The organism is Pseudomonas sp. NFPP24 (assembly GCF_900112095.1).
GTDB lineage: Bacteria > Pseudomonadota > Gammaproteobacteria > Pseudomonadales > Pseudomonadaceae > Aquipseudomonas > Aquipseudomonas extremorientalis.
On the sequence record NZ_FOKD01000004.1, the window covers coordinates 399095 to 422698 of the forward strand.

At 62.2% G+C, this 23604-nt stretch carries 16 protein-coding genes; 10 read left to right on the forward strand and 6 right to left on the reverse strand.

All coding sequences use genetic code 11. From position 1 onward, the window contains the following. Nucleotides 1-15: 15 nt before the first annotated feature. Entirely contained in the window at nucleotides 16-699 is a 684-nt protein-coding gene (locus BM026_RS11290) for a DUF4123 domain-containing protein (protein WP_093528563.1), read from the forward strand. Here the strand turns inward: BM026_RS11290 and BM026_RS11295 are convergent. Next, complete coding sequence (locus BM026_RS11295; protein ID WP_092246523.1) at nucleotides 685-1962, reverse strand: O-acetylhomoserine aminocarboxypropyltransferase/cysteine synthase family protein; 1278 nt, start codon at nucleotides 1960-1962, stop codon at nucleotides 685-687. The two genes, BM026_RS11290 and BM026_RS11295, sit on opposite strands and share 15 nt — an antisense overlap. Before the next feature lie 174 nt (nucleotides 1963-2136). Here BM026_RS11295 and BM026_RS11300 point away from each other — a divergent pair, with 174 nt between their 5' ends. Continuing rightward, nucleotides 2137-2973 (forward strand): 23S rRNA (adenine(2030)-N(6))-methyltransferase RlmJ, encoded by an 837-nt coding sequence (locus tag BM026_RS11300; RefSeq protein WP_093121304.1) that lies wholly within the window; start codon nucleotides 2137-2139, stop codon nucleotides 2971-2973. 127 nt (nucleotides 2974-3100) lie between these two features. Here BM026_RS11300 and msrA read toward each other — a convergent pair whose 3' ends face one another. From msrA to aceE, 4 genes are all read right to left on the reverse strand, one after another. Then, on the reverse strand, nucleotides 3101-3748 hold the full coding sequence (msrA, locus tag BM026_RS11305) for a peptide-methionine (S)-S-oxide reductase MsrA (protein WP_071492325.1): 648 nt from the start codon (nucleotides 3746-3748) through the stop codon (nucleotides 3101-3103). Nucleotides 3749-3821: 73 nt separating this feature from the next. Continuing rightward, nucleotides 3822-6515, reverse strand: coding sequence for a putative bifunctional diguanylate cyclase/phosphodiesterase (locus BM026_RS11310; protein ID WP_071492324.1), 2694 nt, complete (start codon nucleotides 6513-6515; stop codon nucleotides 3822-3824). A 315-nt stretch (nucleotides 6516-6830) separates the two neighbouring features. Beyond that, entirely contained in the window at nucleotides 6831-8480 is a 1650-nt protein-coding gene (gene aceF / locus BM026_RS11315; RefSeq protein WP_093513457.1) for a dihydrolipoyllysine-residue acetyltransferase, read from the reverse strand. Between the two features lie 11 nt (nucleotides 8481-8491). Next, nucleotides 8492-11137 (reverse strand): pyruvate dehydrogenase (acetyl-transferring), homodimeric type, encoded by a 2646-nt coding sequence (gene aceE, locus BM026_RS11320; RefSeq protein ID WP_058423512.1) that lies wholly within the window; start codon nucleotides 11135-11137, stop codon nucleotides 8492-8494. Between the two features lie 383 nt (nucleotides 11138-11520). Between aceE and glnE the strand changes: the two genes are divergently transcribed. Genes glnE through BM026_RS11360 form a run of 8 tightly spaced genes read left to right on the forward strand, consistent with a single transcriptional unit; the run spans nucleotide 11521 to nucleotide 21464 of the window. Beyond that, a complete protein-coding gene (glnE, locus tag BM026_RS11325) occupies nucleotides 11521-14460 on the forward strand; it encodes a bifunctional [glutamate--ammonia ligase]-adenylyl-L-tyrosine phosphorylase/[glutamate--ammonia-ligase] adenylyltransferase (protein WP_093528566.1) in 2940 nt (979 codons plus the stop codon). Nucleotides 14461-14514: 54 nt separating this feature from the next. Continuing rightward, nucleotides 14515-15549, forward strand: a complete 1035-nt coding sequence (gene waaF / locus BM026_RS11330; protein ID WP_071492320.1) for a lipopolysaccharide heptosyltransferase II — start codon at nucleotides 14515-14517, stop codon at nucleotides 15547-15549. A gap of 1 nt (nucleotide 15550) precedes the next feature. Beyond that, nucleotides 15551-16612, forward strand: coding sequence for a lipopolysaccharide heptosyltransferase I (gene waaC / locus BM026_RS11335; RefSeq protein WP_092246538.1), 1062 nt, complete (start codon nucleotides 15551-15553; stop codon nucleotides 16610-16612). Then, nucleotides 16612-17736, forward strand: a complete 1125-nt coding sequence (locus BM026_RS11340) for a glycosyltransferase family 4 protein (RefSeq protein WP_092246541.1) — start codon at nucleotides 16612-16614, stop codon at nucleotides 17734-17736. Before waaC ends, BM026_RS11340 begins: the two co-directional genes overlap by 1 nt. Beyond that, nucleotides 17733-18539 carry a lipopolysaccharide core heptose(I) kinase RfaP gene (gene rfaP, locus BM026_RS11345; protein ID WP_071492317.1) on the forward strand — a complete coding sequence of 269 codons (807 nt, stop codon included), beginning with the start codon at nucleotides 17733-17735 and terminating at the stop codon, nucleotides 18537-18539. Before BM026_RS11340 ends, rfaP begins: the two co-directional genes overlap by 4 nt. Further along, complete coding sequence (locus BM026_RS11350; protein WP_093121300.1) at nucleotides 18539-19273, forward strand: lipopolysaccharide kinase InaA family protein; 735 nt, start codon at nucleotides 18539-18541, stop codon at nucleotides 19271-19273. Before rfaP ends, BM026_RS11350 begins: the two co-directional genes overlap by 1 nt. Continuing rightward, the gene (locus BM026_RS11355) at nucleotides 19270-20022 is read left to right on the forward strand and encodes a lipopolysaccharide kinase InaA family protein (RefSeq protein ID WP_093121299.1); all 753 of its coding nucleotides are present in this window, start codon (nucleotides 19270-19272) and stop codon (nucleotides 20020-20022) included. The genes BM026_RS11350 and BM026_RS11355 overlap by 4 nt, the downstream gene beginning before the upstream one ends. After that, nucleotides 20022-21464: a lipopolysaccharide kinase InaA family protein gene (locus tag BM026_RS11360; RefSeq protein ID WP_093513453.1), complete on the forward strand. Its 1443-nt coding sequence runs from the start codon at nucleotides 20022-20024 to the stop codon at nucleotides 21462-21464. The genes BM026_RS11355 and BM026_RS11360 overlap by 1 nt, the downstream gene beginning before the upstream one ends. On the opposite strand, the gene BM026_RS11365 is transcribed toward BM026_RS11360, so the two are convergent. After that, nucleotides 21465-23549 carry a TonB-dependent receptor family protein gene (locus BM026_RS11365; protein ID WP_093513452.1) on the reverse strand — a complete coding sequence of 695 codons (2085 nt, stop codon included), beginning with the start codon at nucleotides 23547-23549 and terminating at the stop codon, nucleotides 21465-21467. Nucleotides 23550-23604: the final 55 nt, after the last annotated feature.

The following is a 23604-nucleotide window of genomic DNA, read 5'->3' on the forward strand; positions in this document are numbered from 1 at the left end:
AAGGACTCTACGTCGATGCTTCAACCCTTGCTTGCTGGTGAAAAGATCTTCGCAGTACTCGGCGCTGCCAGCGACGCCCAGCCCTTGAATGCGTGGCGAACGCTGGCCGGCGGAGCGCCTTTGCATCCCGTTTGGGCCAGTACGGCCTATGCGACCTGGGAGGAGGTGATGCCCTATGTAGGCATCGTCGATCCAGGTAGCGCGTTCCTGGAATGGGCTGCCGCCACAGACGCCACGGATTGGGGCTGGCTGGCCGTATCGTCCTGCCCATTGGACGTGGTGGTCGCACACCTGCAAAGCCTGAGCAAGGTGTACCTGGCCGATGGGCAAGAGGTATTTTTGCGCTTTTGGGATGGCGCGCAGTTTCTGCCGATCATTCAGCGCTGCGGTGAAGAGCTGTTGCCGGTGTTCCCGCGATACCTCATTAGTGGCCAATCGCTGACTGTTGCGACTGGCCCGGTCACTGCCGCCAAAGCCAGCCCATGGTGGCGAGTGCCGGTACCTTTGCTGGAGCACTTGGCGGAGCAATCGCCGCAAACCCTGGTCGGTAACCTGTTGCAGTGGCTCGAAGAGCAGCGACCCGACCTCTACACCGCTTTTGCGCCGGCGACCTTGCAGCACAAGGTCGCCTACTTTGCGCGTCGATCGAGTATCAGCCATGAAGCGCTGGCTGATTACCTGGCCTCAGAGCTGAGTTGAGCCCAGCGCCTGCTGCAAATCCTCGATCAGGTCTTCAATGGCCTCGATGCCCACCGACAAGCGAATCATCTCGGGCTTTACGCCGGCCTTGGCCTGTTCTTGCTCGTTCATCTGCCGATGGGTGGTGGAGGCCGGGTGGCAGGCCAGGGATTTGGCATCGCCGATGTTCACCAGGCGCTTGAAGATGCGCAGTGCGTCATAGAAGCGCACGCCGGCCTCATAGCCGCCCTTCAAGCCAAATGAAAGGATTGCTGACGGTTTGCCTTGCAAGTACTTCTGCGCCAGTTCGTGGTGCGGGTGGTCCGGCAGGCCTGCGTAGCTGACCCACTCTACCTCGGCATGGCCTTGCAGGAACTGTGCGACCTTCAGGGCGTTTTCAGTATGGCGCTCCATGCGCAGGGCCAGGGTTTCCAGGCCTTGCAGCAGCAGGAAGGCGTTCATCGGGGCCAGTGCCGCGCCGGTGTTGCGCAGTGGAACGGTGCGGGCGCGAGCGATGAAGGCGGCCGGGCCGAATTTCTCGGTGTAGACCACGCCGTGATAGGCGGGCTCGGGGTTGTTGAGCCCGGGGAATTTCTGCGGGTAGTCGGTCCAGGGGAAGTTGCCGCTGTCGACGATCACGCCGCCCAGGGAGTTGCCGTGGCCGCCGATGTACTTGGTCACCGAGTGCACCACGATATCGGCGCCGAACCGGATGGGTTTGCACAGGATCGGCGTGGCCACGGTGTTATCCACCACCAGCGGCACGCCGTGCGCGTGGGCGACGTTGGCCAGGGCTTCCAGGTCGACGATGTTGCCCGCCGGGTTGCCGATGCTTTCGCAGTACACCAGCTTGGTGTTGTCGTCGATCAGCTCGGCGATGGCTTCGGCGCAGTCATCCCGGGCAAAGCGAACATCGACGCCGAAGCTGGGCAGCAAGTGCGCGAACAAGGTGTAGGTGCCGCCGTAGAGTTGCGGGGTGGTGACAATATTGTCCCCGGCGCGGGTGAGCGTCTGGATCGCGTAGTGGATCGCCGCGCTGCCGGCCGACACCGCCAGGCCTGCGATACCGCCTTCGAGCGCGGCGATGCGTTGCTCCAGCACGTCGTTGGTGGGGTTCATGATCCGCGTGTAGATATTGCCGGGCACGTCCAGGTTGAACAGGTCGGCGCCGTGCTGGGCGTTGTCGAATTCGAAGGCAACATTCTGGTAGATCGGCACAGCAACAGCCTTGGTGGTCGGGTCCGACTGGAAGCCGTGGTGCAGTGCGATGGTGGCGTCTTTCATGATGGTGATGGACCTCCCTGGAGTGTGGATCGCCACAATAAGTCCGAGTCATCATTGATATTTAGACTTTTTTCAGGTGAAAGCCTGTCTTTTCGATATAAGTACCGCCCGGCACGTTGCCCTGCACCAACGCTTGCGTAAAAGGTAAACTTCGCCCCCTGCGCAGGAGCAACCATGAATTATCGTCACGCCTTTCACGCCGGCAACCACGCCGATGTCTTCAAACACCTGACCTTGACCCGCCTCATCGCCCTGATGTCACGCAAGGAGCAGCCGTTCGCCTACCTCGACACCCATGCGGGGATCGGTCTGTACGACCTGCAGGGCGACCAGGCCAACCGCACCGGTGAATACCTGGAAGGCATCGCCCGCCTGTGGAGCGCAAGCGACCTGCCGCCGTTGACCGCCGATTACATGCGCGTGCTGCATGAGATGAACCCGGATGGCGAGTTGCGCTACTACCCTGGTTCGCCCGAGCTGGCGCGGCGCCTGACGCGCCCTCAGGACCGCGTGCTGCTCAATGAGAAACACCCGGAAGACGGCGTGTTGCTCAAGGACAACATGAAGGGCGACCGCCGCGTCAAAGTGCACCTGGGCGAAGGTTGGCACGTACCGCGTGCGCTGTTGCCGGTGCCGGAAAAGCGCGCGCTGATGCTGATCGACCCGCCGTTCGAAAAGCTCGACGAGATGCAACGCTGCGCCGCCTCCCTCAAGGAAGCAGTGGGCCGCATGCGCCAGACCGTCGCGGCCATCTGGTACCCGGTGAAGGACCAGCGCATGTTGCGTCGTTTCTACCAGGACCTGGCCGGCACCGGCGCGCCGAAGTTGCTGCGAGTGGAGTTACTGGTGCATCCGCTGGACACCCCCAACACCCTGACTGGCTCGGGCCTGGCCATCGCCAACCCGCCGTGGGGGCTGGAAGAGGAGCTGCGTGAGCTGCTGCCGTGGCTGTCCAGGAAGCTTGGGCAGACCCAGGGCGGATGGCAGATGGATTGGCTCATCGCTGAGTAACCACGCCTTGTGAATACCTCATGTGGGAGGGGGCTTGCCCCCGATAGCGATCTATCAGTTACAGATGTACTGACTGACACACCGCTATCGGGGGCAAGCCCCCTCCCACATTTTACCCGTGTCGACTTTAGATCGGGCAGGTCACACCGGTGCCACCAATCCCGCAATAGCCCTGCGGATTTTTCGCCAGGTACTGCTGGTGATACGCCTCGGCGAAGTACACCGTCGGTGCCTCTTCGATTTCGGTGGTAATCGCACCCAGGCCGGCCTTGGTCAGTTCGGCTTGATACGCCTTGGCGCTGGCCTGCGCCGCCGCCAGTTGTTCCGGCGTGGTGGCATAAATCACTGAGCGGTACTGGCTGCCGATGTCATTGCCCTGGCGCATGCCCTGGGTGGGGTTGTGCAGTTCCCAGAACATTTTCAACAAGTCTTCGTATTTCACTTTGGCCTGGTCATACACCACCAGCACCACTTCGCTGTGGCCGGTCAGGCCCGAGCAGACTTCTTCATAGGTCGGGTTGGGCGTGTAGCCGCCGGCGTAACCGACCACAGTGCTGACCACGCCATCGCGCTGCCAGAACCGACGCTCGGCACCCCAGAAGCAGCCCAGGCCGAAGATTGCAAAGCCGACGTCATCGAGGAACGGTCCGAGCAGCGGGTTGCCATTGACGAAGTGCGTTTCCGGCAATGCCATCGGGGTTTCACGGCCAGGCAGAGCTTGTTCTTGAGTAGGCAGCACGTTTTTGTTCACCAGAATTTCCGAGCGCAAGACCATGATCAGTCCTCTCGTCAGGTTGAGTTAGCAATAAAGATTGAGACCGCCAGTGTGCCCGAGTGTTACAGCGCTGTCAGGCGATAGGGCCGCGCGGGTAGCGTTTCAGCATCGCCAGCAGCTCGGCGCCGGGGATCGGCCGGTCGAACAGGTAGCCCTGGCCCACATCGCAACGGTGCCGACGCAGAAACGCCAGTTGCTCGGCGGTCTCGATGCCCTCGGCCACCACCTTGAGCTTGAGATTGTGGGCCATGGCGATCACCGCCGAGGTGATTTCCATGTCGTCCTGGTTGTCCGGGATTTCGTGGATGAAGCTGCGGTCGATCTTGATGATGTCGATAGGGAATTTTTTCAAGTAACTCAACGACGAGTAACCGGTGCCGAAGTCGTCCATGGCCAGGGTCAGGCCGAAGCTCTTCAATTGATCAAGCTGCAGGCGCGTGTCTTCGGTGGCTTCCAGTAACAGGCCTTCGGTCAGTTCCAGCTCCAGCAGGTTGGCCGGCAGTTTTTCTTCCTTGAGGATCGTGGCGATCGAGGCCACCAGGTCCGGGTCGGAAAACTGCTTGGGTGACAGGTTGATCGCCACCTGCAAGTTGCCCATGCCAGCGGCGGTCAACTGACGGCTCATGCGACAGGCCTGGCGCGCGATCCATTTGCCGATGGGGATAATCAGGCCGGTTTCTTCAGCCACGCTGATGAATTGGTCAGGGCGGATCATGCCTTTTTCCGGATGGTTCCAGCGCAATAGCGCTTCCATGCCCAGCAGACGGCCACTGCGCAGGCACAGCTTGGGCTGGTAGAACACGTCCAGTTCGTTCTGGGTGAGGGCGCGGCGCAGGTTGTTCTCGACGAACAGCTTGTAGCTGGCCTCGGCATTCAGCGCTTCGGTAAAGATCTGCACCTGATGTTTGCCGTTGGCCTTGGCCTTGTGCAGGGCCAGGCCGGCGTTACGCATCAGGGTCTGCGGGTCGCGGCCATGCAGTGGCGCGCAGGCCAGGCCCACGGAGCCGGTGACGCTGATCAACTGGTTGTCGACGAACATCGGCTTGTCGAGGGTCGCGAGCAATTGGCTGGCCACCAACTGGCCACTTTCCAGATCGGTGTCGTCGAGCAGCACCGCAAACTCGTTGCTGGCAAAGCGCGCCAGGCTGCCACCGGTGCTCAGGCTGTTGCGCAGGCGCCGGGCCAGGCTGATCAGCAGCTTGTCTCCGGTCTGGTGGCCTAGGCTGTCGTTGATGCGCTTGAAGTTGTCGATGTCCACCAGCAGCAGGCTGATCGGGCTGTCGCTGTCACGGGCGAAGCGTTCATCGAGGTTGCGAATGAACGCCGGGCGATTGCCCAGGTTGGTCAGGTTGTCCGTGTAGGCCAGGCGCTCGATACGCTGCTGGGCCAGCTTGGTCTGGGTAATGTCTTCGTAGATGCCGATGTAGTGCGTCAGCTCACGGTTGTCGCCATACACCTTGGAAATCGACAGCTGGCCCCAGTAGGGCTCCAGGTTCTTGCGCCGGCTCTTGAATTCGCCCTGCCAGCTGTTGCTTTTGGCCAGGCTCGAGGGGGCGTCGAACAGCAATTCGCTGAGGTTCTCCAGCGCCGGCAATTGGGCCAGGCGGTGGCCGTGGACCTCTTCGGCGCTGTACTGGGTGATCGCAGTAAAGCTTGGGTTGACGTACTCCACTACACCATCGCAGTTGACCAGCAGAAAGGCGTTGGCGCTTTGTTCCACGGCACGCTGGAACAGGTGCAGGGCGCTGGTGGCGGTGCGGCGGTTGTGGTTGTTGATCACCTGGGCGAACTGGTCGGCCAACTCGCCGGCAAAGGCAATTTCATCGGCCTGCCAGGCGCGGGTGCTGCCGCTTTGCTCCAGGCACAGCACGCCCACCACATGGCCATCGACGCGAATGCTCGCGTCAAGCATCGCGTGGATGTCTTTGTCGCGCAGGCTGTCGGCCATTTCTCGGGTGCGCGGGTCGCGCAGTGCGTTGGTGGCGTCGATGGCCCGGCTGGAGTGCAAGGCTTCCAGGTAGTCCGGGAAGCAACTGGCGTCGATAGGCTCGGGCAAGTGATGCTGCCCGTCTGCGCGGTGGTAGGCGGAGATCGGCACCAGGCGCTGGCCTTCAAGGTTCCAGATGCTGGCGCAGTCGATCTGGTAGATATCGCAGGCGCTGCGGGTGATCAGCTCGGCGGCTTCCTGCAGCGAATTGTTAGTGGTGTAGCGCTGGCGGGCCAGCAGCAGGATCAACTCCTGTTGGGCGCGCACCCGCTCAAGGTGCTGCAACTGTTCCTGCTGGGCCCGCTGGTTGAGTTCCAGGGCGATCTGCAGGCGGCTGTTCTGGTTCTCCAGGTCTGCCGTGGGCACGGCAGTGGGGATTTCACTGAACAGGCCATCGACTACCATCAGGTAGCCGCGCAGCAGGTGGCGATTGTGTTGTTTGTAGGCTTCGCCCATTTCCAGCAGGCTCAGCGGGCCGTCGCTGGTGTGCAGGGTGTAGCGCACCAGGTAGTGCGGGCTCTGGTTCAGTTGCTGCTGGATGATGTCGTGCAGTTGATAGCGCGCCTGGGGCTCCATCAGGCTGGCGTAAGGAGTGCCGATCAGCGCGCACAGCTCGACCGCCGGCAGGCCGAATTGGCGCTCGCAATTGGGGTCGAGGTAAAGGAGGGCCCAGCTTGCCTCATTAAGCCGCTCGAAACGCAGCATACCGAGGCGCGAAGGCACCGGTAACTGCGTCACTACCTCGGCCGCCATTCGGGCGACATCGGGCTGGCTTTTCATGGGGGAGACTCACTTGAAATAACGCGCACGGCGCCGGGCTCACGCCCTCTTTTCTGTTGCCTGCGGCAAGGTTGCATCATGCGGCGCGGGCTGACAAGAGAGGATGAAGGCTAAGTGCTATAACGGGGTTATCGGCTGCGGAAGGGATTTCTGCAATCGAGGTGATGGAAGGTGTACAAACCTGTCTTGTATGTCCAGTTTCCTGCCTGAAAGCCGGCAAAAAAAGCCCCGCCAAGTGGCGGGGTTGAGGTACGAGCGTGGCGCTCGAAAATCGATACAGCCAGGCCTCCTCAGTGAAGAGGAGGCCGTGACGGTTTACAGCAAGATCGTGCGGATATCGTTCAGCACTTGGCCCAGACGCTGGGTGAAGCGCGCAGCGGCGGCGCCGTTGATCACACGGTGATCGTAGGACAGCGACAGCGGCAGCATCAGCTTCGGCTGGAACGCTTTACCGTCCCAAACCGGCTGGATAGTCGCCTTGGACACACCCAGGATCGCCACTTCCGGCGCGTTGACGATTGGCGTAAAGCCAGTACCGCCAATGTGACCGAGGCTGGAGATGGTGAAGCATGCGCCCTGCATGTCGTCCGGGGTGAGCTTCTTGTCGCGGGCCTTGGCAGCCAGCGCGGCGGCTTCGGCAGCGAGTTGCAGCAGGCTCTTCTGGTCGACGTTCTTGATCACCGGTACCAGCAGGCCATCCGGGGTGTCCACCGCGAAACCGATGTGCACGTACTTCTTGCGGATGATCGCCTTGCCGCTTGGCGCCAGCGAACTGTTGAAGTCCGGCAGCTCCTTGAGCAGGTAGGCACAGGCCTTGAGCAGCAGCGGCAGCACGGTCAGTTTCACGCCGGCTTTTTCGGCCACGGCTTTCTGCGCAATGCGGAAAGCTTCCAGGTCGGTGATGTCGGCCTGGTCGAACTGCGTCACGTGCGGGATGTTCAGCCAACTGGCGTGCAGGCCGGCCGCGCCGATTTGCATCAGGCGGGTCATCGGCACTTCTTCGACTTCGCCGAAGCGGCTGAAGTCCACGGTGCGGATCGGCGGAATGCCCGAACCACCGGTAGCGCCACCAGCAGCTGGCGCTTCCTTGGCTTTCTGCATCATGGCCTTGACGTAAACCTGCACGTCTTCCTTCAACACGCGACCGTGAGGGCCAGTGGCCGACACAGCGCTCAGCTCCACGCCGAACTCACGGGCCAACTGACGCACGGCAGGGCCGGCGTGAACCTTGGCACCGCTTGGCGCAGGTGCGGCAGCAGCAGCGGCCGGAGCGGCCTCGACTTTTGCAGCAGGTGCATGTGCAGGTGCAGCGGCAGCCGGTGCGGCTTCAGCCTTGGCGGCTGGAGCAGCGGCCGGGGCTGGGGCGGCGGCAGGCGCTGCGCCTTGTACTTTCAGCTTGAGGATGAAGTCACCGGTGCCGACTTCGTCTTCCAGCTTGACCGCAATGCTTTCCACCACGCCGGCAGCCGGCGAAGGGATTTCCATGGAGGCTTTGTCGGACTCCAGGGTGATCAGCGACTGGTCGGCTTCGACGGTGTCGCCGACCTTGACCAGCAGCTCGATGATCTTGGCCTTGCCCGACGAACCGATGTCCGGGACGTGAATGTCCTGGACAGTGGCGGCGGCAGGTGCGGCAGCCGCAGCGGCAGGCGCTTCGGCAGGTTTTTCAGCAGCAGGCGCAGGTGCAGCGGCGGCAGCAGGGGCCGCCGGCGCAGGGGCCGCATCAGCGGCACCTTCGATTTCCAGCTCCAGCAGTTCGTCGCCTTCTTTCAGGCGGTCGCCCAGCTTCACTTTCAGGCTCTTGACCACGCCGGCCTTGGGAGCAGGGATTTCCATGCTCGCCTTGTCCGATTCCAGGGTCAGGATGCTCTGGTCGGCTTCGACGGTGTCGCCGACCTTCACAAACAGCTCGATTACTTCACCTTCACCGCTGCCGATGTCAGGTACGCGAATGAGTTCGCTCACAAAAAGTCTCCTCAGCAGTCCAGTGGGTTGCGTTTTTCCGGGTTGATCCCGAACTTGACGATAGCGTCAGCCACCACCTTCGGTTCGATCTCACCACGGTCAGCCAAGGCTTCCAGGGCTGCCAACACCACGAAGTGACGGTCAACTTCGAAGAAGTGACGCAGCTTCTTGCGGCTGTCACTGCGGCCGAAACCGTCGGTGCCCAGGACTTTGAATTCCTTGGACGGGACCCACTGGCGAATTTGTTCAGCAAACAGTTTCATGTAGTCGGTCGAAGCGATCACCGGGCCTTTACGGCCGGTCAGGCACTCTTCAACGAAGGTGCGCTGTGGCTTCTGGCCAGGGTGCAGGCGGTTGTGACGCTCTACGGCCAGGCCATCGCGACGCAGTTCGTTGAAGCTGGTCACGCTCCATACGTCGGCCCCGACGTTGAACTCGTCACGCAGGATCTTGGCCGCTTCACGCACTTCGCGCAGGATGGTGCCGGAGCCCATCAGCTGTACGTGGTGCGCTGCTTCCTTGGTGTCTTCTTCGAGCAGGTACATGCCCTTGATGATGCCTTCTTCCACGCCGGCCGGCATGGCTGGCTGCTGGTAGGACTCGTTCATCACAGTGATGTAGTAGAAAACGTCCTGCTGCTCTTCGGTCATCTTCTTCATGCCGTCCTGGATGATCACCGCCAGCTCGTAGCCGTAGGTTGGATCAAAGGTGCGGCAGTTCGGGATGGTGGCAGCCAGGATGTGGCTGTGACCGTCTTCGTGTTGCAGGCCTTCGCCGTTCAGCGTGGTACGACCGGCGGTGCCGCCGATCAGGAAGCCACGGGTACGGCTGTCGCCTGCTGCCCAGGCCAGGTCGCCGATACGCTGGAAGCCGAACATCGAATAGAAGATGTAGAACGGCAGCATCGGCTGGTTGTGGCTGGAGTACGAAGTACCGGCAGCGATGAAGGAGCTCATTGCGCCCGCTTCGTTGATGCCTTCTTCGAGGATCTGGCCCTTCTTGTCTTCCTTGTAGAACATCACCTGGTCTTTATCGACTGGCTCGTAGAGCTGGCCGACGGAGGAGTAGATGCCCAACTGACGGAACATGCCTTCCATACCGAAGGTACGGGCTTCGTCCGGGATGATCGGGACGATGCGCGGGCCGATGTCCTTGTCCTTGACCAACTGCGCGAGGATCCGCACGAAGGCCATGGTGGTGGAGATTTCACGGTCGCCCGAGCCGTCAAGGATAGCCTTGAGGGTGCTCAGGTCCGGCGTCGGTACGCTGAAGCTCTGCGCGCGGCGTTGTGGCACGAAACCACCCAGTGCGGCGCGGCGCTCGGCCAGGTAGCGGGCTTCGGCGCTGTTCGGCTCCGGCTTGAAGAACGGCAGGTTTTCCAGCTCTTCATCCTTGACCGGGATGTCGAAGCGGTCACGGAACAACTTCAGGCTGTCGACATCGACTTTCTTGGTGTTGTGCGCAGTGTTCTTCGCTTCGCCGGCACCGGTGCCATAACCCTTGATGGTCTTGGCCAGGATGACGGTCGGTTGTTCTTTGTGGTTGACCGCTTCGTGGTACGCCGCGTAGACCTTGTACGGGTCGTGGCCGCCACGGTTGAGTTTCCAGATTTCGTCGTCGGACAGGTCGGCAACCATCGCCTTGAGTTCAGGCGTGTTGAAGAAGTGTTCGCGGACGAACGCGCCGTCCTTGGCCTTGTAGTTCTGGTACTCGCCGTCGATGACTTCGTCCATGCGACGCTGCAGGATACCGTCGACGTCCTTGGCCAGCAGTGGGTCCCAGAAACGACCCCAGATGACTTTGGTCACGTTCCACTGGGCGCCGCGGAACACGCCTTCGAGTTCCTGGATGATCTTGCCGTTGCCGCGAACCGGGCCGTCGAGGCGCTGCAGGTTGCAGTTGATGACAAAGATCAGGTTGTCCAGCTTCTCGCGGCCGGCCAGGGAGATGGCGCCCAGGGATTCCGGCTCGTCGCACTCGCCGTCGCCCAGGAAGCACCAGACCTTCTGTTTGCCTTCAGGGATGAAGCCACGGGCTTCCAGGTACTTCATGAAGCGTGCCTGGTAGATCGCCTGGATCGGGCCCAGGCCCATGGATACGGTCGGGAACTGCCAGAAATCAGGCATCAGCCAAGGGTGCGGGTACGACGACAGGCCGTTACCGTCCACTTCCTGGCGGAAGTTGTTCATGTGTTCTTCGCTGATGCGGCCTTCCATGAACGCACGGGCGTAGACGCCTGGCGAGGTGTGGCCCTGGAAGTAGATCAGGTCGCCGCCGTGTTCGTCGGTCGGGGCCTGGAAGAAGTAGTTGAAGCCGATGTCATACAGGGTTGCGCTGGAAGCGAAGCTGGAGATGTGACCGCCCAGGTCCGAATCTTTCAAGTTCGTGCGCATTACCATCGCCATGGCGTTCCAGCGTACCAGCGAGCGAATGCGGCGTTCCATGAACAGGTCGCCAGGCATGCGTGCTTCGTGGGTAACGGGGATGGTGTTGCGGTATGGCGTAGTGATGGCGTAAGGCAGTTGCGAGCCGCTGCGGGTCGCGAGTTCGCCCATACGGGTCATCAGGTAGTGAGCACGGTCTTCGCCTTCTTTGTCGAGAACCGATTCCAGGGCGTCCAGCCATTCCTGGGTTTCGACGGGATCGAGGTCTTGCATGGCTTGCTCCAGGGCGGAAAGGCTACCAGAATCGGTTGCCTGAAGTTTGCGACTGGCCTTGTGGGCAGACGACATAAATTCTTGGATGGCCGAAGGTTGCTTCGGCGTCCTGTAGTTTTACTACAAATCGTCGGCCATTTCAGCCTTTCGAATGTATATACGAGTAGTAAAACTACACAAGACTGAGCGTATGGCTCGGTCTGGCTGGTGAGCATAATCGTTATTGTTGATCTTTTGCGAACAAGAAAAGGTGAAAGCTTGATGTTGGCTGCCAAAATGAAATTAATTTCAGCTATTTCTAACCTTTGTTCGACAGTCCTTCATAGAGCGTGGTCCTTGCGTTCACAACACGTAGCCAATTACACGCCGATCAAGGATAGACCATGAGCCTTCCAACACTGGCCCAACTACCGGCCATTCTCTTGCCAAAAACCCAGCGGGCCGAGCAGTCATTTCGTGACGCAGTGGCCGCGCTGGACGACGATCATGGACTTTCTGCGTGGACGCCGCAACGGTGGGCCGACTTCGCCCGCGTGTGCGCCGCCAGTGATTTCGTCATTGAACAGAGTGTTCGTGACCCTTTGATGTTGCTCGAACTGGCCGCCTGGGGCGAATTGGACCGGGGTTTTGCGCCCGGCGAGCTGTGCGGGCAGATTGCTGGCGCTGTGCAACAAGTCGAAACAGAAGATGAACTCGGCCGTGTGCTGCGTCGCCAGCGCACGCGCCAGCAAGTGCGCATCATCTGGCGCGACCTGACCCGCCAGGCCGACCTGGTGCAAACCTGCCGCGACCTTTCCGACATGGCCGACGCCTGCATCGACCAGGCCTACCAGTGGCTGTACCAACGTCACTGCGTACAGTTCGGCACGCCCACCGGGCGGCGCAGCGGCGAGCCGCAGCACATGGTGATCCTCGGCATGGGCAAGCTCGGTGCGGTGGAGTTGAACCTGTCGTCGGATATCGACTTGATCTTCGCCTACCCCGAAGGTGGCGAGACGGTGGGTGTGAAACGCGCCCTGGATAACCAGGAATTCTTTATCCGCCTTGGTCAGAAACTGATCAAGGCCCTCGACCCGATCACCGTTGACGGCTTTGTGTTTCGCGTCGACATGCGCCTGCGCCCCTACGGCTCGGCCGGTGCGCTGGTACTGAGCTTCAACGCGCTGGAGCAGTATTACCAGGATCAGGGCCGTGACTGGGAACGCTACGCCATGATCAAGGCGCGGGTCGTGGCCGGCGACCAGGTGGCCGGTGCACAACTGCTCGACATGCTGCGGCCGTTCGTCTATCGCCGCTACCTGGACTTTTCCGCCATCGAAGCGCTGCGCACGATGAAGCAGTTGATTCAGCAGGAAGTACGGCGCAAAGGCATGGCCGACAACATCAAGCTGGGCTCGGGCGGCATCCGCGAAGTGGAGTTTATCGCCCAGGCGTTCCAGTTGATCCACGGCGGCCGCGACCTGAGCCTGCAACAGCGCCCGCTGCTCAAGGTGCTCGGCACCCTGGAAGGCCAGGGTTACCTGCCGCCGGCGGTGATTGCCGAATTGCGCAATGGCTACGAATTCCTGCGTTACACCGAGCACGCGATCCAGGCGATTGCCGATCGCCAGACACAAATGCTTCCGGACAGCCCCGAAGACCAGGCGCGCATTGCCTTTATGTTGGGCTTTGCCGATTGGGACGCTTTCCACGAGTGCCTGATGTACTGGCGCGGTCGGGTGGACTGGCACTTCCGCCAGGTGATCGCCGATCCGGATGAAGAAGAGGGCGAAGAAAGCGAGTTGGTGGTGGGCGGTGAGTGGTTGCCGCTTTGGGAGGAATCCCAGGATGAAGAGGCGGCCTGCCGTCAGTTGGCCGAAGGTGGTTTTACCGACGCGGCCAAGGCGCTCAAGGCGTTGGCCGGCCTGCGCAACAGCCCGCAACTGCGTGCCATGCAGCGTTTGGGGCGCGAACGGTTGGATGCTTTTATACCGCGCCTGCTTGCCCAGGCGGTCGAGCACGCCAACCCGGACCTGGTGCTGGAGCGCGTGTTGCCGCTGGTGGAAGCCGTCGCCCGGCGTTCCGCTTACCTGGTGCTGCTCACGGAAAACCCCGATGCCCTGCGCCGTCTGCTGACCCTGTGCGCCGCGAGCCCGTGGATCGCCGAGCAGATCACCCGTTTCCCGCTGTTGCTCGACGAATTGCTCAACGAAGGCCGCCTGTTCAAGCCACCGCTGGCGCCGGAACTGGCCGCCGAACTACGCGAGCGTCTTACACGCATCCCCGAAGATGACCTTGAGCAACAGATGGAAGCCCTGCGGCACTTCAAGCTGGCCCACCGCCTGCGCGTGGCGGCCTCGGAGATTGCCGGCAGCCTGCCGCTGATGAAAGTCAGCGACTACCTGACCTGGCTCGCCGAGGCCATCCTCGAACAAGTGCTGGCCCTGGCCTGGCGCCAGACCGTGGCGCGCCATGGCTCGCCGCAGCGGTTGGACGGCACCCTGTGCGATCCTGGGTTTATCATTGTCGGTTATGGGAAAGTCGGCGGTATAGAACTGGGGCATGGTTCGGACCTGGACCTGGTGTTTATCCACGACGGTGATCCCCAGGCGGAAACCGATGGCGCCAAGCCCATCGACGGTGCGCAGTTCTTCACGCGCCTGGGCCAGCGCATCATTCACCTGCTGACCACCCAGACCAACTCGGGCCAGTTGTATGAAGTGGACATGCGCCTGCGACCTTCCGGCGCATCCGGTTTGTTGGTGAGTTCGCTGGGGGCGTTTGAGCGCTATCAGCAAAATGAAGCCTGGACCTGGGAGCATCAGGCCCTGATCCGTGCGCGGGTGCTGGTGGGCAGCCAGGATGTGGGCCAGGCGTTCGAGCGGGTACGGGCTAAGGTATTGGGGCAGGAGCGGGACCTGGCGAAGCTGCGCCAGGAGGTCAGCGAGATGCGCGCCAAAATGCGTGACAACCTGGGCACCAAGGGCACGGCGGCCGGCACCGGCGCCAATGCCTTCGAAGCCACGGCGCTGTTCGACCTCAAGCAGGACGCCGGAGGTATCGTCGATATTGAATTTATGGTGCAATACGCGGCTTTGGCGTGGTCTGCGCAACATCCATCGTTGCTGCGCTACACCGACAATATCCGCATTCTGGAAGGCCTGGAGCAGGTAGGCTTGATGCCCGCCGCCGATGCCCATCTGCTGCGTGAGGTGTATAAGGCCTACCGATCCGCCGCGCACCGCCAGGCCTTGCAGAACGAGGCCGGTACAGTGGCCGGGGATCAGTTTGCCGACGAACGGCGCCAGGTAATGCGAATCTGGCAGGCGCTGGGGCTGAGCTGAAACACTATTACGGCGGGGAGGCATAAGCCTCCCCGCATCGTTTGTGGAAACTACATGAATATTCTGATCGTTGGGCCCAGTTGGGTCGGTGACATGGTGATGGCGCAGACACTCTTCCAGTGCCTGCGCGTGCGTTACCCGGACTGCCAGATCGACGTGCTCGCCCCCGAGTGGAGCCGGCCGATCCTCGAGCGCATGCCCGAGGTGCGCAAGGCCTTGAGCTTCCCGCTCGGCCACGGTGCCCTGGAGCTGGCAACCCGCCGTCGCATCGGCAAGTCCCTGGCGGGTGAGTACGACCAGGCGATCCTGCTGCCCAACTCGCTCAAGTCGGCGCTGGTGCCGTATTTTGCCGGTATCCCCAAGCGCACCGGCTGGCGCGGCGAGTTCCGCTACGTGCTGCTCAATGACGTGCGCACGCTGGACAAAGCCCGCTACCCGCTGATGATCGAACGCTTCATGGCCCTGGCCTATGAGCCGGGTGCCGAGTTGCCCAAGCCGTATCCGCGCCCGAGCCTGCAGATCGACCCGCTGAGCCGCGACGCGGCCCTGGCCAAGTTCGGCCTGACCCTGGACCGGCCGGTGTTGGCCTTGTGCCCCGGCGCCGAGTTTGGCGAGTCCAAGCGCTGGCCGTCGGAGCATTACGCGAAGGTGGCCGAGGCGAAGATCCGCGAAGGCTGGCAGGTGTGGCTGTTCGGTTCGAAGAAGGACCATCCGGTAGGTGAAGACATTCGCCAGCGCCTGATCCCCGGCCTGCGTGAAGAGGCAGTGAACCTCAGTGGCGACACGTCCCTGGCCGAGGCCATCGACCTGCTGTCCTGCGCCGATTCGGTGGTGTCCAACGACTCCGGCCTGATGCACGTGGCCGCTGCGCTGAACCGCCCGCTGGTGGCGGTGTATGGCTCCACCTCGCCGGGCTTCACGCCGCCCTTGGCCGATCAGGTCGAAGTGGTGCGCCTGGGCCTGGAGTGCAGCCCATGTTTTGACCGTACCTGCCGTTTCGGCCACTACAATTGCATGCGCCAGTTGTTGCCACAGCCGGTGAACGAGGCCTTGCAGCGGTTGCAGGGCTCTGCGGTCGAGGTCCGATAGCTTGCGCGTACTGGTAATCAAGACCTCATCCCTGGGCGACGTGATCCACGCCTTGCCGGCGCTGACCGACGCGGCGCGGGCGATCCCCGGCATTCAATTCGACTGGGTAGTGGAAGAAGGTTTTGCCGAGATTCCCACCTGGCACCCGGCGGTCGACAAGGTGATCCCGGTGGCGATCCGCCGCTGGCGCAAAAACATCTGGCAAACCATCAAGAGTGGCGAATGGCAGCGCTTCAAGCAGCAAGTCCAGTCGACCAAATACGATCTGGTGATCGACGCCCAGGGCCTGCTGAAAAGCGCCTGGCTGACCCGTTATGTGCGTGCGCCCGTCGCGGGTTTCGACAGAAACTCCGCCCGCGAGCCGATGGCCGCGCGTTTCTATTCGCGACGCCTCGCCGTTGCGCGAGGGCAACACGCGGTGGAGCGTCTGCGCCAGTTGTTCGCCGTGGCGCTCGGATATGACCTGCCCAAAGGCCTGGGCGACTACGGCCTGAGCACTGAAAAGCTCTTGGGCCTGCCGCCGAAAAAACCTTTTGTGCTGCTGTTGCACGGCACCACCTGGGACACCAAGCACTGGCCCGAAGCCTACTGGCGCGAGCTGGCCGAGCGCATGGGGCGCCTGGGTGTCGACGTGAAATTGCCGTGGGGTAACGCCGCCGAAAAAGCCCGTGCCGAACGCCTGGCCCAGGGCCTGCAAAACGCCGAGGTGCTACCCAAGCTGAACCTGGCCGGTGTGGCTCGTGTATTGGCCGGCGCTCGCGCCTGTGTGGCGGTGGACACCGGTCTCGGCCACCTGGCCGCCGCGCTGGATGTGCCGACCATCTCCCTGTTCGGCCCGACCAACCCCGGCCTGACCGGTGCCTACGGCAAGCGCCAGATTCATCTGGCCAGCGACTTCCCCTGCGCGCCGTGCCTGCAAAAGCAATGTACCTATCAACCGACGGCCGACGACCTGCGTCGGTTCGACCTCAAGCGCGAGTCGCCCCTGTGCTTCACGCGCCTGAACCCAGAGCGTGTGGCAAGCCGACTGAGCACGTTGTTATTGGCTGAGGAGCTGCACTGATGCAACTGGCTTTTGTGCTGTACAAATATTTCCCCTTCGGTGGCCTGCAGCGCGACTTCATGCGCATCGCCCTGGAGTGCCAGCAGCGCGGCCATCAGATTCGTGTGTACACGCTGATCTGGGAGGGCGACATCCCGCCCGGCTTCGAAGTGCTGGTGGCGCCGGTCAAGGCGTTCTTCAACCATCGGCGCAATGAAAAGCTCAGCGCCTGGATGGCTGCCGACCTGGCCAGGCGCCCAGTGGACCGCCTGATCGGCTTCAACAAAATGCCCAACCTGGACGTGTACTACGCCGCCGACGGTTGCTTTGAAGACAAGGCGCAAAACCTGCGCCACTCGCTGTACCGCTATTTCGGCCGCTACAAGCACTTCGCCGAGTACGAACGCGCAGTGTTCGCCAAGGACGCCAAGACCGAAGTCCTGATGATTTCCGAAGTGCAGCAGCCGCTGTTCATCAAGCATTACAACACCCCGGTGGAGCGCTTCCACCTGCTGCCACCGGGCATTGCCCAGGACCGCCGCGCACCGCCGAATGCCGCCGAAATCCGTGAGGGTTTCCGCAAGGAATTCAACCTCGGCGACGACGAGTTGCTGCTGGTGCAGATCGGCTCGGGCTTCAAGACCAAAGGGGTCGACCGCAGCCTCAAGGCCGTGGCCGCGTTGCCGCCTGAATTGAAAAAACGCACGCGCCTGTTTGTAATCGGCCAGGACGACCCCAAGGTATTCCAACTGCAAAGCGCCACCTTGGGCTTGGGCGATAACGTGCAGTTCCTCAAGGGCCGCAGCGATATCCCGCGTTTCCTGCTGGGCGCCGACCTGTTGATTCACCCGGCGTACAACGAAAACACCGGCACCGTCTTGCTCGAAGCCCTGGTGGCCGGGTTGCCGGTGCTGGTCTCGGCGGTATGTGGGTATGCCCACTACATTGCCGAGGCCGACAGTGGCCTGGTACTGGATGAGCCGTTTGAACAAGCGCAGCTCAACCAGTACCTGACGCACATGCTCACCGACACTGCACAGCGCGCGGCCTGGAGCCGCAATGGCCTGGCCTTCGCTGAGACGGCCGACCTTTACAGCATGCCGCAGCGCGCTGCGGATGTGATTCTGGCGGAGCCAAAACGATGAAGTTGATTCTTGCCGAACCGTTCAAGACATTGTGGGCCGGGCTTGATGCCTTTGCCGAAGTCGAGAAACTGCAAGGCCAGGTATTCCGTGAGCTGGCGGCGCGCCGCACGCTGCGCACCGTGGTGGATGGCCGTCCGTATTTCGTGAAGATCCACCGTGGCATCGGCTGGGGCGAAATCTTCAAGAACCTGATTACCGCCAAGCTGCCGGTGCTGGGCGCAGGCCTTGAATGGGCGGCGATTCATCGACTTCAGGCACTCGGCGTGCCGACCATGACCGGCGTGGCTTTCGGCGAGAAGGGCAGCAACCCGGCGGACCAGCACTCGTTCATCATCACCGAAGAGCTGGCGCCGACCCTCAGCCTCGAAGACGTCACGATCAATTGGGTCGCCGAACCGCCTGCGCCCGCGTTGCGTCATGCCCTCACGGCCGAGCTGGCGCGCATGGTTGGCGATATGCACCGGGGTGGCGTAAACCACCGCGACTGCTACCTGTGCCACTTCCTGCTGGACACCGCCAGGCCCATCGATGCGAACAACATCAAGCTGTCGGTGATCGACCTGCACCGCGCTCAACTGCGTGCCCATCTGCCGCTGCGCTGGCGCGACAAGGACCTGTCCGCGCTGTACTACTCGGCGCTGGATATCGGCCTCACCCGTCGCGACAAGCTGCGTTTCCTCAAGGGCTACTTCCGCCAGCCGCTGCGCCAGATCCTCGCTGAGCAATCGGCGTCACTGAGCCTGATGCAGCGCAAGGCCGACAAGCTGTATGCGCGCAAGCTGCGTTATGGGGATGCGATCTGATGGCGGGTTGGAACCTGGAACCTGCGTACGCCAGCCTGGCGGATGATTTCGGCAACCTCGAAGCGGTCTTCGCCCTGCAGGGCGAGCGCCTGACCCGCGATCCGCTGTCGGAAGTGATCCGCGTGGAGCGTGGCGGGGTCAACTATTACGTCAAGCGCTACATTGGTGCCGGCAAAGGGCTGCGGCGCTACCTGGGCAAGCCGCGGGTCAAGTCCGAATGGCAGAACCTCAAGCGTTTCGCCAAATGGGGTATTCCCACCGCTGATGTGGTTGCCTGGGGGCTGGAGCGAAAGGGCCTGGCCTATGATCGTGGGGCGATGATCACCCGCGAGCTGCCGAAGACCGAAGACCTCTCGGTATTGGCCGAGCGCAACGATGCGCGCCTGCGCGACCCCAAGTGGGTCGACGCGGTGAGCCGTCAGCTCGCCGAATACACACGCACCATGCACGATCATCGCTTTACCCATAACGACTTGAAGTGGCGCAACCTGTTGATCGATGACCAGCAGACCCTGTACCTGATCGACTGCCCCAACGGCGATTTCTGGCGCGGGTTCTGGCTCAAGTACCGCATCACCAAAGACCTGGCCTGCCTGGACAAGGTGGCCAAGTATCACTTGTCCGCCACCCAGCGCCTGCGTTTCTACATGCAATACCGTCAGCGCCGACACCTGAGTGCAGCGGACAAACAGCGTATTCGCCACGTGGTGAAGTTTTTCGAGGGACGTGAATGAGTGATTTCCTGGCGGCTGAAGACCGGGCGCTGCTGGAGCGCAACGGCTTGGCGACGTTCGACGCCCTGTGGGCCAAACAACTGGATGCAGTGGATGAACCCAACACCAGTCGCGGCGGCTGGAGCAGCGTGTTTCGTCTGGAGCTGGACGGCCACGGTTATTACCTCAAGCGTCAGAGCAACTACCTGACGCGCAGCCTGCACCGTCCCTTTGGCGAGCCGAGTTTCTCCCGCGAGTTCCGCAATATCAGTCGTTACCGCAAGCTCGGCATCCCTGCCTTGCAGGCGGCTTTCTACGGCGAGCGCAAGGTGGGCGGCGAGCATCGCGCCATGCTGCTGACCCGTGCCCTGGACGGCTGGAATGACCTGGATTCGCTGCTGGGGCAGTGGCCTCAATTGAGCGACGCCCAGCACCACGCGATCCTGCTGGCCTGCGGTCAGCTTGCGCGCCGGTTGCACAGCGTCGGCCAGGTGCATGGCTGTTTTTATCCCAAGCATATTTTTATGCAGGCCACCGGCGACGGCTATGCCGCGCAGTTGATCGACCTTGAGAAAACCCGCCCGCTGCTGTTCGGCTGGCGCGATCGGGTCAAGGACCTGGAGCCGTTGTTGCGACGTGCACCGCAGTGGTCGGATGAACAGGTGCGCCAACTGTTGGCCGCCTATCTTGATCAATCGAAGGACAGCGCGCTGGTCACCAGCTGGCTGCAGAAACTGACCGCGCGCCGTAGTCACAAGGAAAACCGTTGATGCGTCTGTCCGAGCTTAAAGCCGCCGGCCGTAACCCCGGGCTGCCACTGACCCTCGAACTGGCCGATGCGGCCGGCCCGGGCCAGTTGCAACTGCTGAGCCTGTTACGTGTGCTGCCGGGCGAGCGTTATGTGGGGGCGGCGGTCTGGCGCGGTCGTCCGGTTTTGGCCAAGTTACTGGTGGGCAGCAAGGCGGCGCGGCACTTTCAGCGTGAACTCAGCGGCGTGCGCCTGCTCGCCGAGCAAGGCCTGACCACGCCGTTGCTGCTGGCCGATGGCTTGCAGGAAGGCGAGGGCGGCTGGCTGCTGTTCGAGTTCATCGAGGGCGCCGAAAGCCTGGCCGCTGCCTGGCAGGCCGTCGAAGACCTGCCGCCGCTGGCTGACGAACAAACCGCCGTGCTGGCCGAAGCGCTGGGTGCCATTGCGCAGATGCACACCAGGGGCCTATGGCAGGAAGACCTGCACCTGGACAACCTGCTGCGCCAGGACGGCAAGCTGTACCTGATCGATGGCGCCGGGATCCGCGTCGAAGAAGCGGGTAAACCGCTCTCACGCAACCGTGTGCTGGAAAACCTCGGGGTGTTTTTCGCCCAGTTGCCGAAGAATATCGAGCCGTTTACCGAAGAGCTGCTGGTGTACTACCTGCTGAGCAACGGCGAGCACGCCCTGCCGCTGGAAGCCCTGGAGAAACAGGTGCGTAAAGTCAGTGCCTGGCGCCTCAAGGACTTCCTGAGCAAGGTCGGCCGTGAATGCACGCTGTTCAGCGTGGTGCGCGGCGCCTTTGCCTTGCGCGCGATCCGGCGGGAAGAGGAACCGGCCATGCTGCCGGTGCTGGAACAGGCTGACGCACTGCTGGACCAGGGGCATTTGTACAAGACCGGCGGCGCCGCCAGCGTGGCCAAGGTCGAGGTGGCCGGTCGGCCGCTGGTAATCAAGCGCTATAACATCAAGGGCTTCGCCCACTGGCTCAAACGCTTCTGGCGTCCGAGCCGTGCCTGGCACTCCTGGCGCGAAGGCAACCGCCTGGCGTTCCTCGGTATCGCCACGCCCAAGCCGCTGGCGGTGCTGGAAAAACGCTTCTTCTGGTTGCGCCGTCGCGCTTACCTGGTCACCGAATACCTGCCCGGCCCAGATATCATCGAGCGCTTCGCGCCGTACGTTGAAAATGGTGACGCGCCGGAAAACGAACTGCAGGCGCTGGATCACCTGTTCGCCGAGCTGATCCGTGAACGCATCAGCCATGGCGATTTCAAGGGCCACAACCTGTTCTGGGACCAGGGCCGCTGGTCGCTGATCGACCTGGACGCCATGTGTCAGCACGGCTCCGAGGCGAGCTTCGCCCCGGCGTATGCCAAGGACCGGGCGCGGTTCATGCGTAACTGGCCCGAAAGCAGTGCGTTGTACCAATTGATTGATCAGCGGTTGCCTCGAGACATCAACTGATCAGAACCGATACTCCGCCCCGGCGCCTGCATACCACGAACGTCCAGGCGCCGCTTCGTAGTAGCGGTTATTGCCGTCGCCGACGATCACCGAGCCGACGTACTGGCGGTCGAGCAGGTTGTCCAGGCGCAGGGTCTGGTGGAAGGTCCAGTGTTCGACTTTCTGCTCAAAGCGGGCGCGCCAGTTGAATACGCTGTAGGCCGGGGCGGCGTGTTGGCTGTTGGTGTCTTCGACGTAGACCTGGCTGCGGTACATCCCTTCGAGGGCGGTGCTGACCCAGTCCCTTGGTTTCCAGCTCAGTTCTGCGAACAGCGTGGTTTGAGGGACTCCCGGCAGGTAGTTGCCCTTGTCGACGGCGGTGTTGCCGCTGACGAAGTCACTGTCGTAGGTGGCTTGCAGGCGGGTGTAGGCGAGGTTGGCGCTCCAGTGCTCGCTGAGCTGGCTTTCGATGCCCAGTTCGAAGCCGCGGCGCAGGGTGCGGCCGGCGTTTTGGTAACTGGTGCGGCCGTCTTTGGATTGAGCGACCACTAACTCATCTTCTGTAGTTATCTGGAATACGGCCGCATTGATCCTGGTATTTTTCACTTGGGCCTTTAATCCCACTTCGTACTGTGTGCTCTCTGACGGTTTCAAGCCGAAGTTGAAGCCCTCCACATTGCCCGGCGCATAGGCCAATTCGGCCTGGGTTGGTGTTTCGAAGCCTTTGCCCGCGCTCACATAACCATGCAGTTCAGGCGTGAACGCATACATCACGCTCATTGACGGCGTATTTTTCTGATAGGTCTTGTTGCCGCTGGAATCGCCGTTGCTGAGGAACTGGTCGTCAACGTCCAACTGCATGGTGCTGTGCCGGACGCCGGCTTGCAGGGTCCAGCGGTCGAGGGCCCAGTTGGCCTGGATATAGGGGTCGAGACTGCGGGCGGTGTCGATTTCATCGCGGCGCAGTTGGCCTTTTACGCCGAGGGTGTTGCCGCTGTAGTTCTGGTAGCCGTGGCGACTGTCTTCGCTTTGATCGAAATCCAGGCCGGAGATGATCATTAGCTCGCCCGGTGCGCTTTCAATAGGCTGTATCCAACGCACGCTGCCGCCATAGAACTTGCGGTCGAATTGCACCACGCCGCCGCCACGCTCGTTGGCGGGTGTGCCCTTTGGAATCGACAAATACTGAATCACACTCCGCCGCCCCGTATATCCGTTCACCTGCAGTGTCGCATCGCCGAAGTACCGCTCGTAATTCATTCCCAATTGCTGATGATCGATGCTTTTACGCGTGTTGTACGTCAGCGCGTTGGCGCTCACCGAGCGTGGGTCGGCCTTGTACGCTGCCCAGGTCTGCCCCAGCGGGTCCTGGGTGCCGTTCTGCTGCAGGCTGCTGTAGATCAGCGCCAGCTTGCTGTCGTCATCCGGCTGGACATTGAGCTTGGCGAAGGTCTGGTCGCGGCGTGCGCTGCTGTGGTCGCGGTAGCCGTTGGTGTCCATGCGCGAAGCGTCGAGCACGAAACCGGCGCCGTTGGTCGCGCCTTCGGCGTTCAGGTGGTTCTTTTTCAGGCCGTCGCTGCCCACCAGGGTCTCGGCGCCGATGCGCGGTGGGCCTTCGCCGTCGCGGGAGAACATCTGGATCACGCCGCCGGCATTGCTGCCATACAGGGTGGCGGCAGGGCCGCGCAGCACTTCGATGCGTTCGGCGGTATCGAGGTTGAAGGTGGCCGCCTGGCCCTGGCCGTCCGGGGTACTGGCGGGGATGCCGTCGGCAATCAGCTTGATGCCGCGCACGCCGAACGCCGAGCGGGCGCCGAAGCCTCGGGAGGAAATCTGCAGGTCCTGGGCATAGTTCTGGCGGTTCTGCACCACCAGGCCAGGCACGCGGGACAGGGCCTCGGAGGCGTTGATGCCCAATTGGCCGTCGCTGATCTGTTCGCGGCTGATGCCGTCCACCGAGTACGGCAGGTCGAAGGTCGGGCTGGCGCTGCGCGAGCCGGTGACCACGCTGGGGTCGAGGACCAGCGGAGCGTCGTCGGCCCGAGCGGCATCGCTCAGGGCCAACAGGCCAGGCAACAACAAGGTGAAGCGGGCGAGGGTTTTCATCAGTCAGCCGGAATCCATGGCGCGCATAGGAGGTAGACGCGCAAAGGGGCGCGAG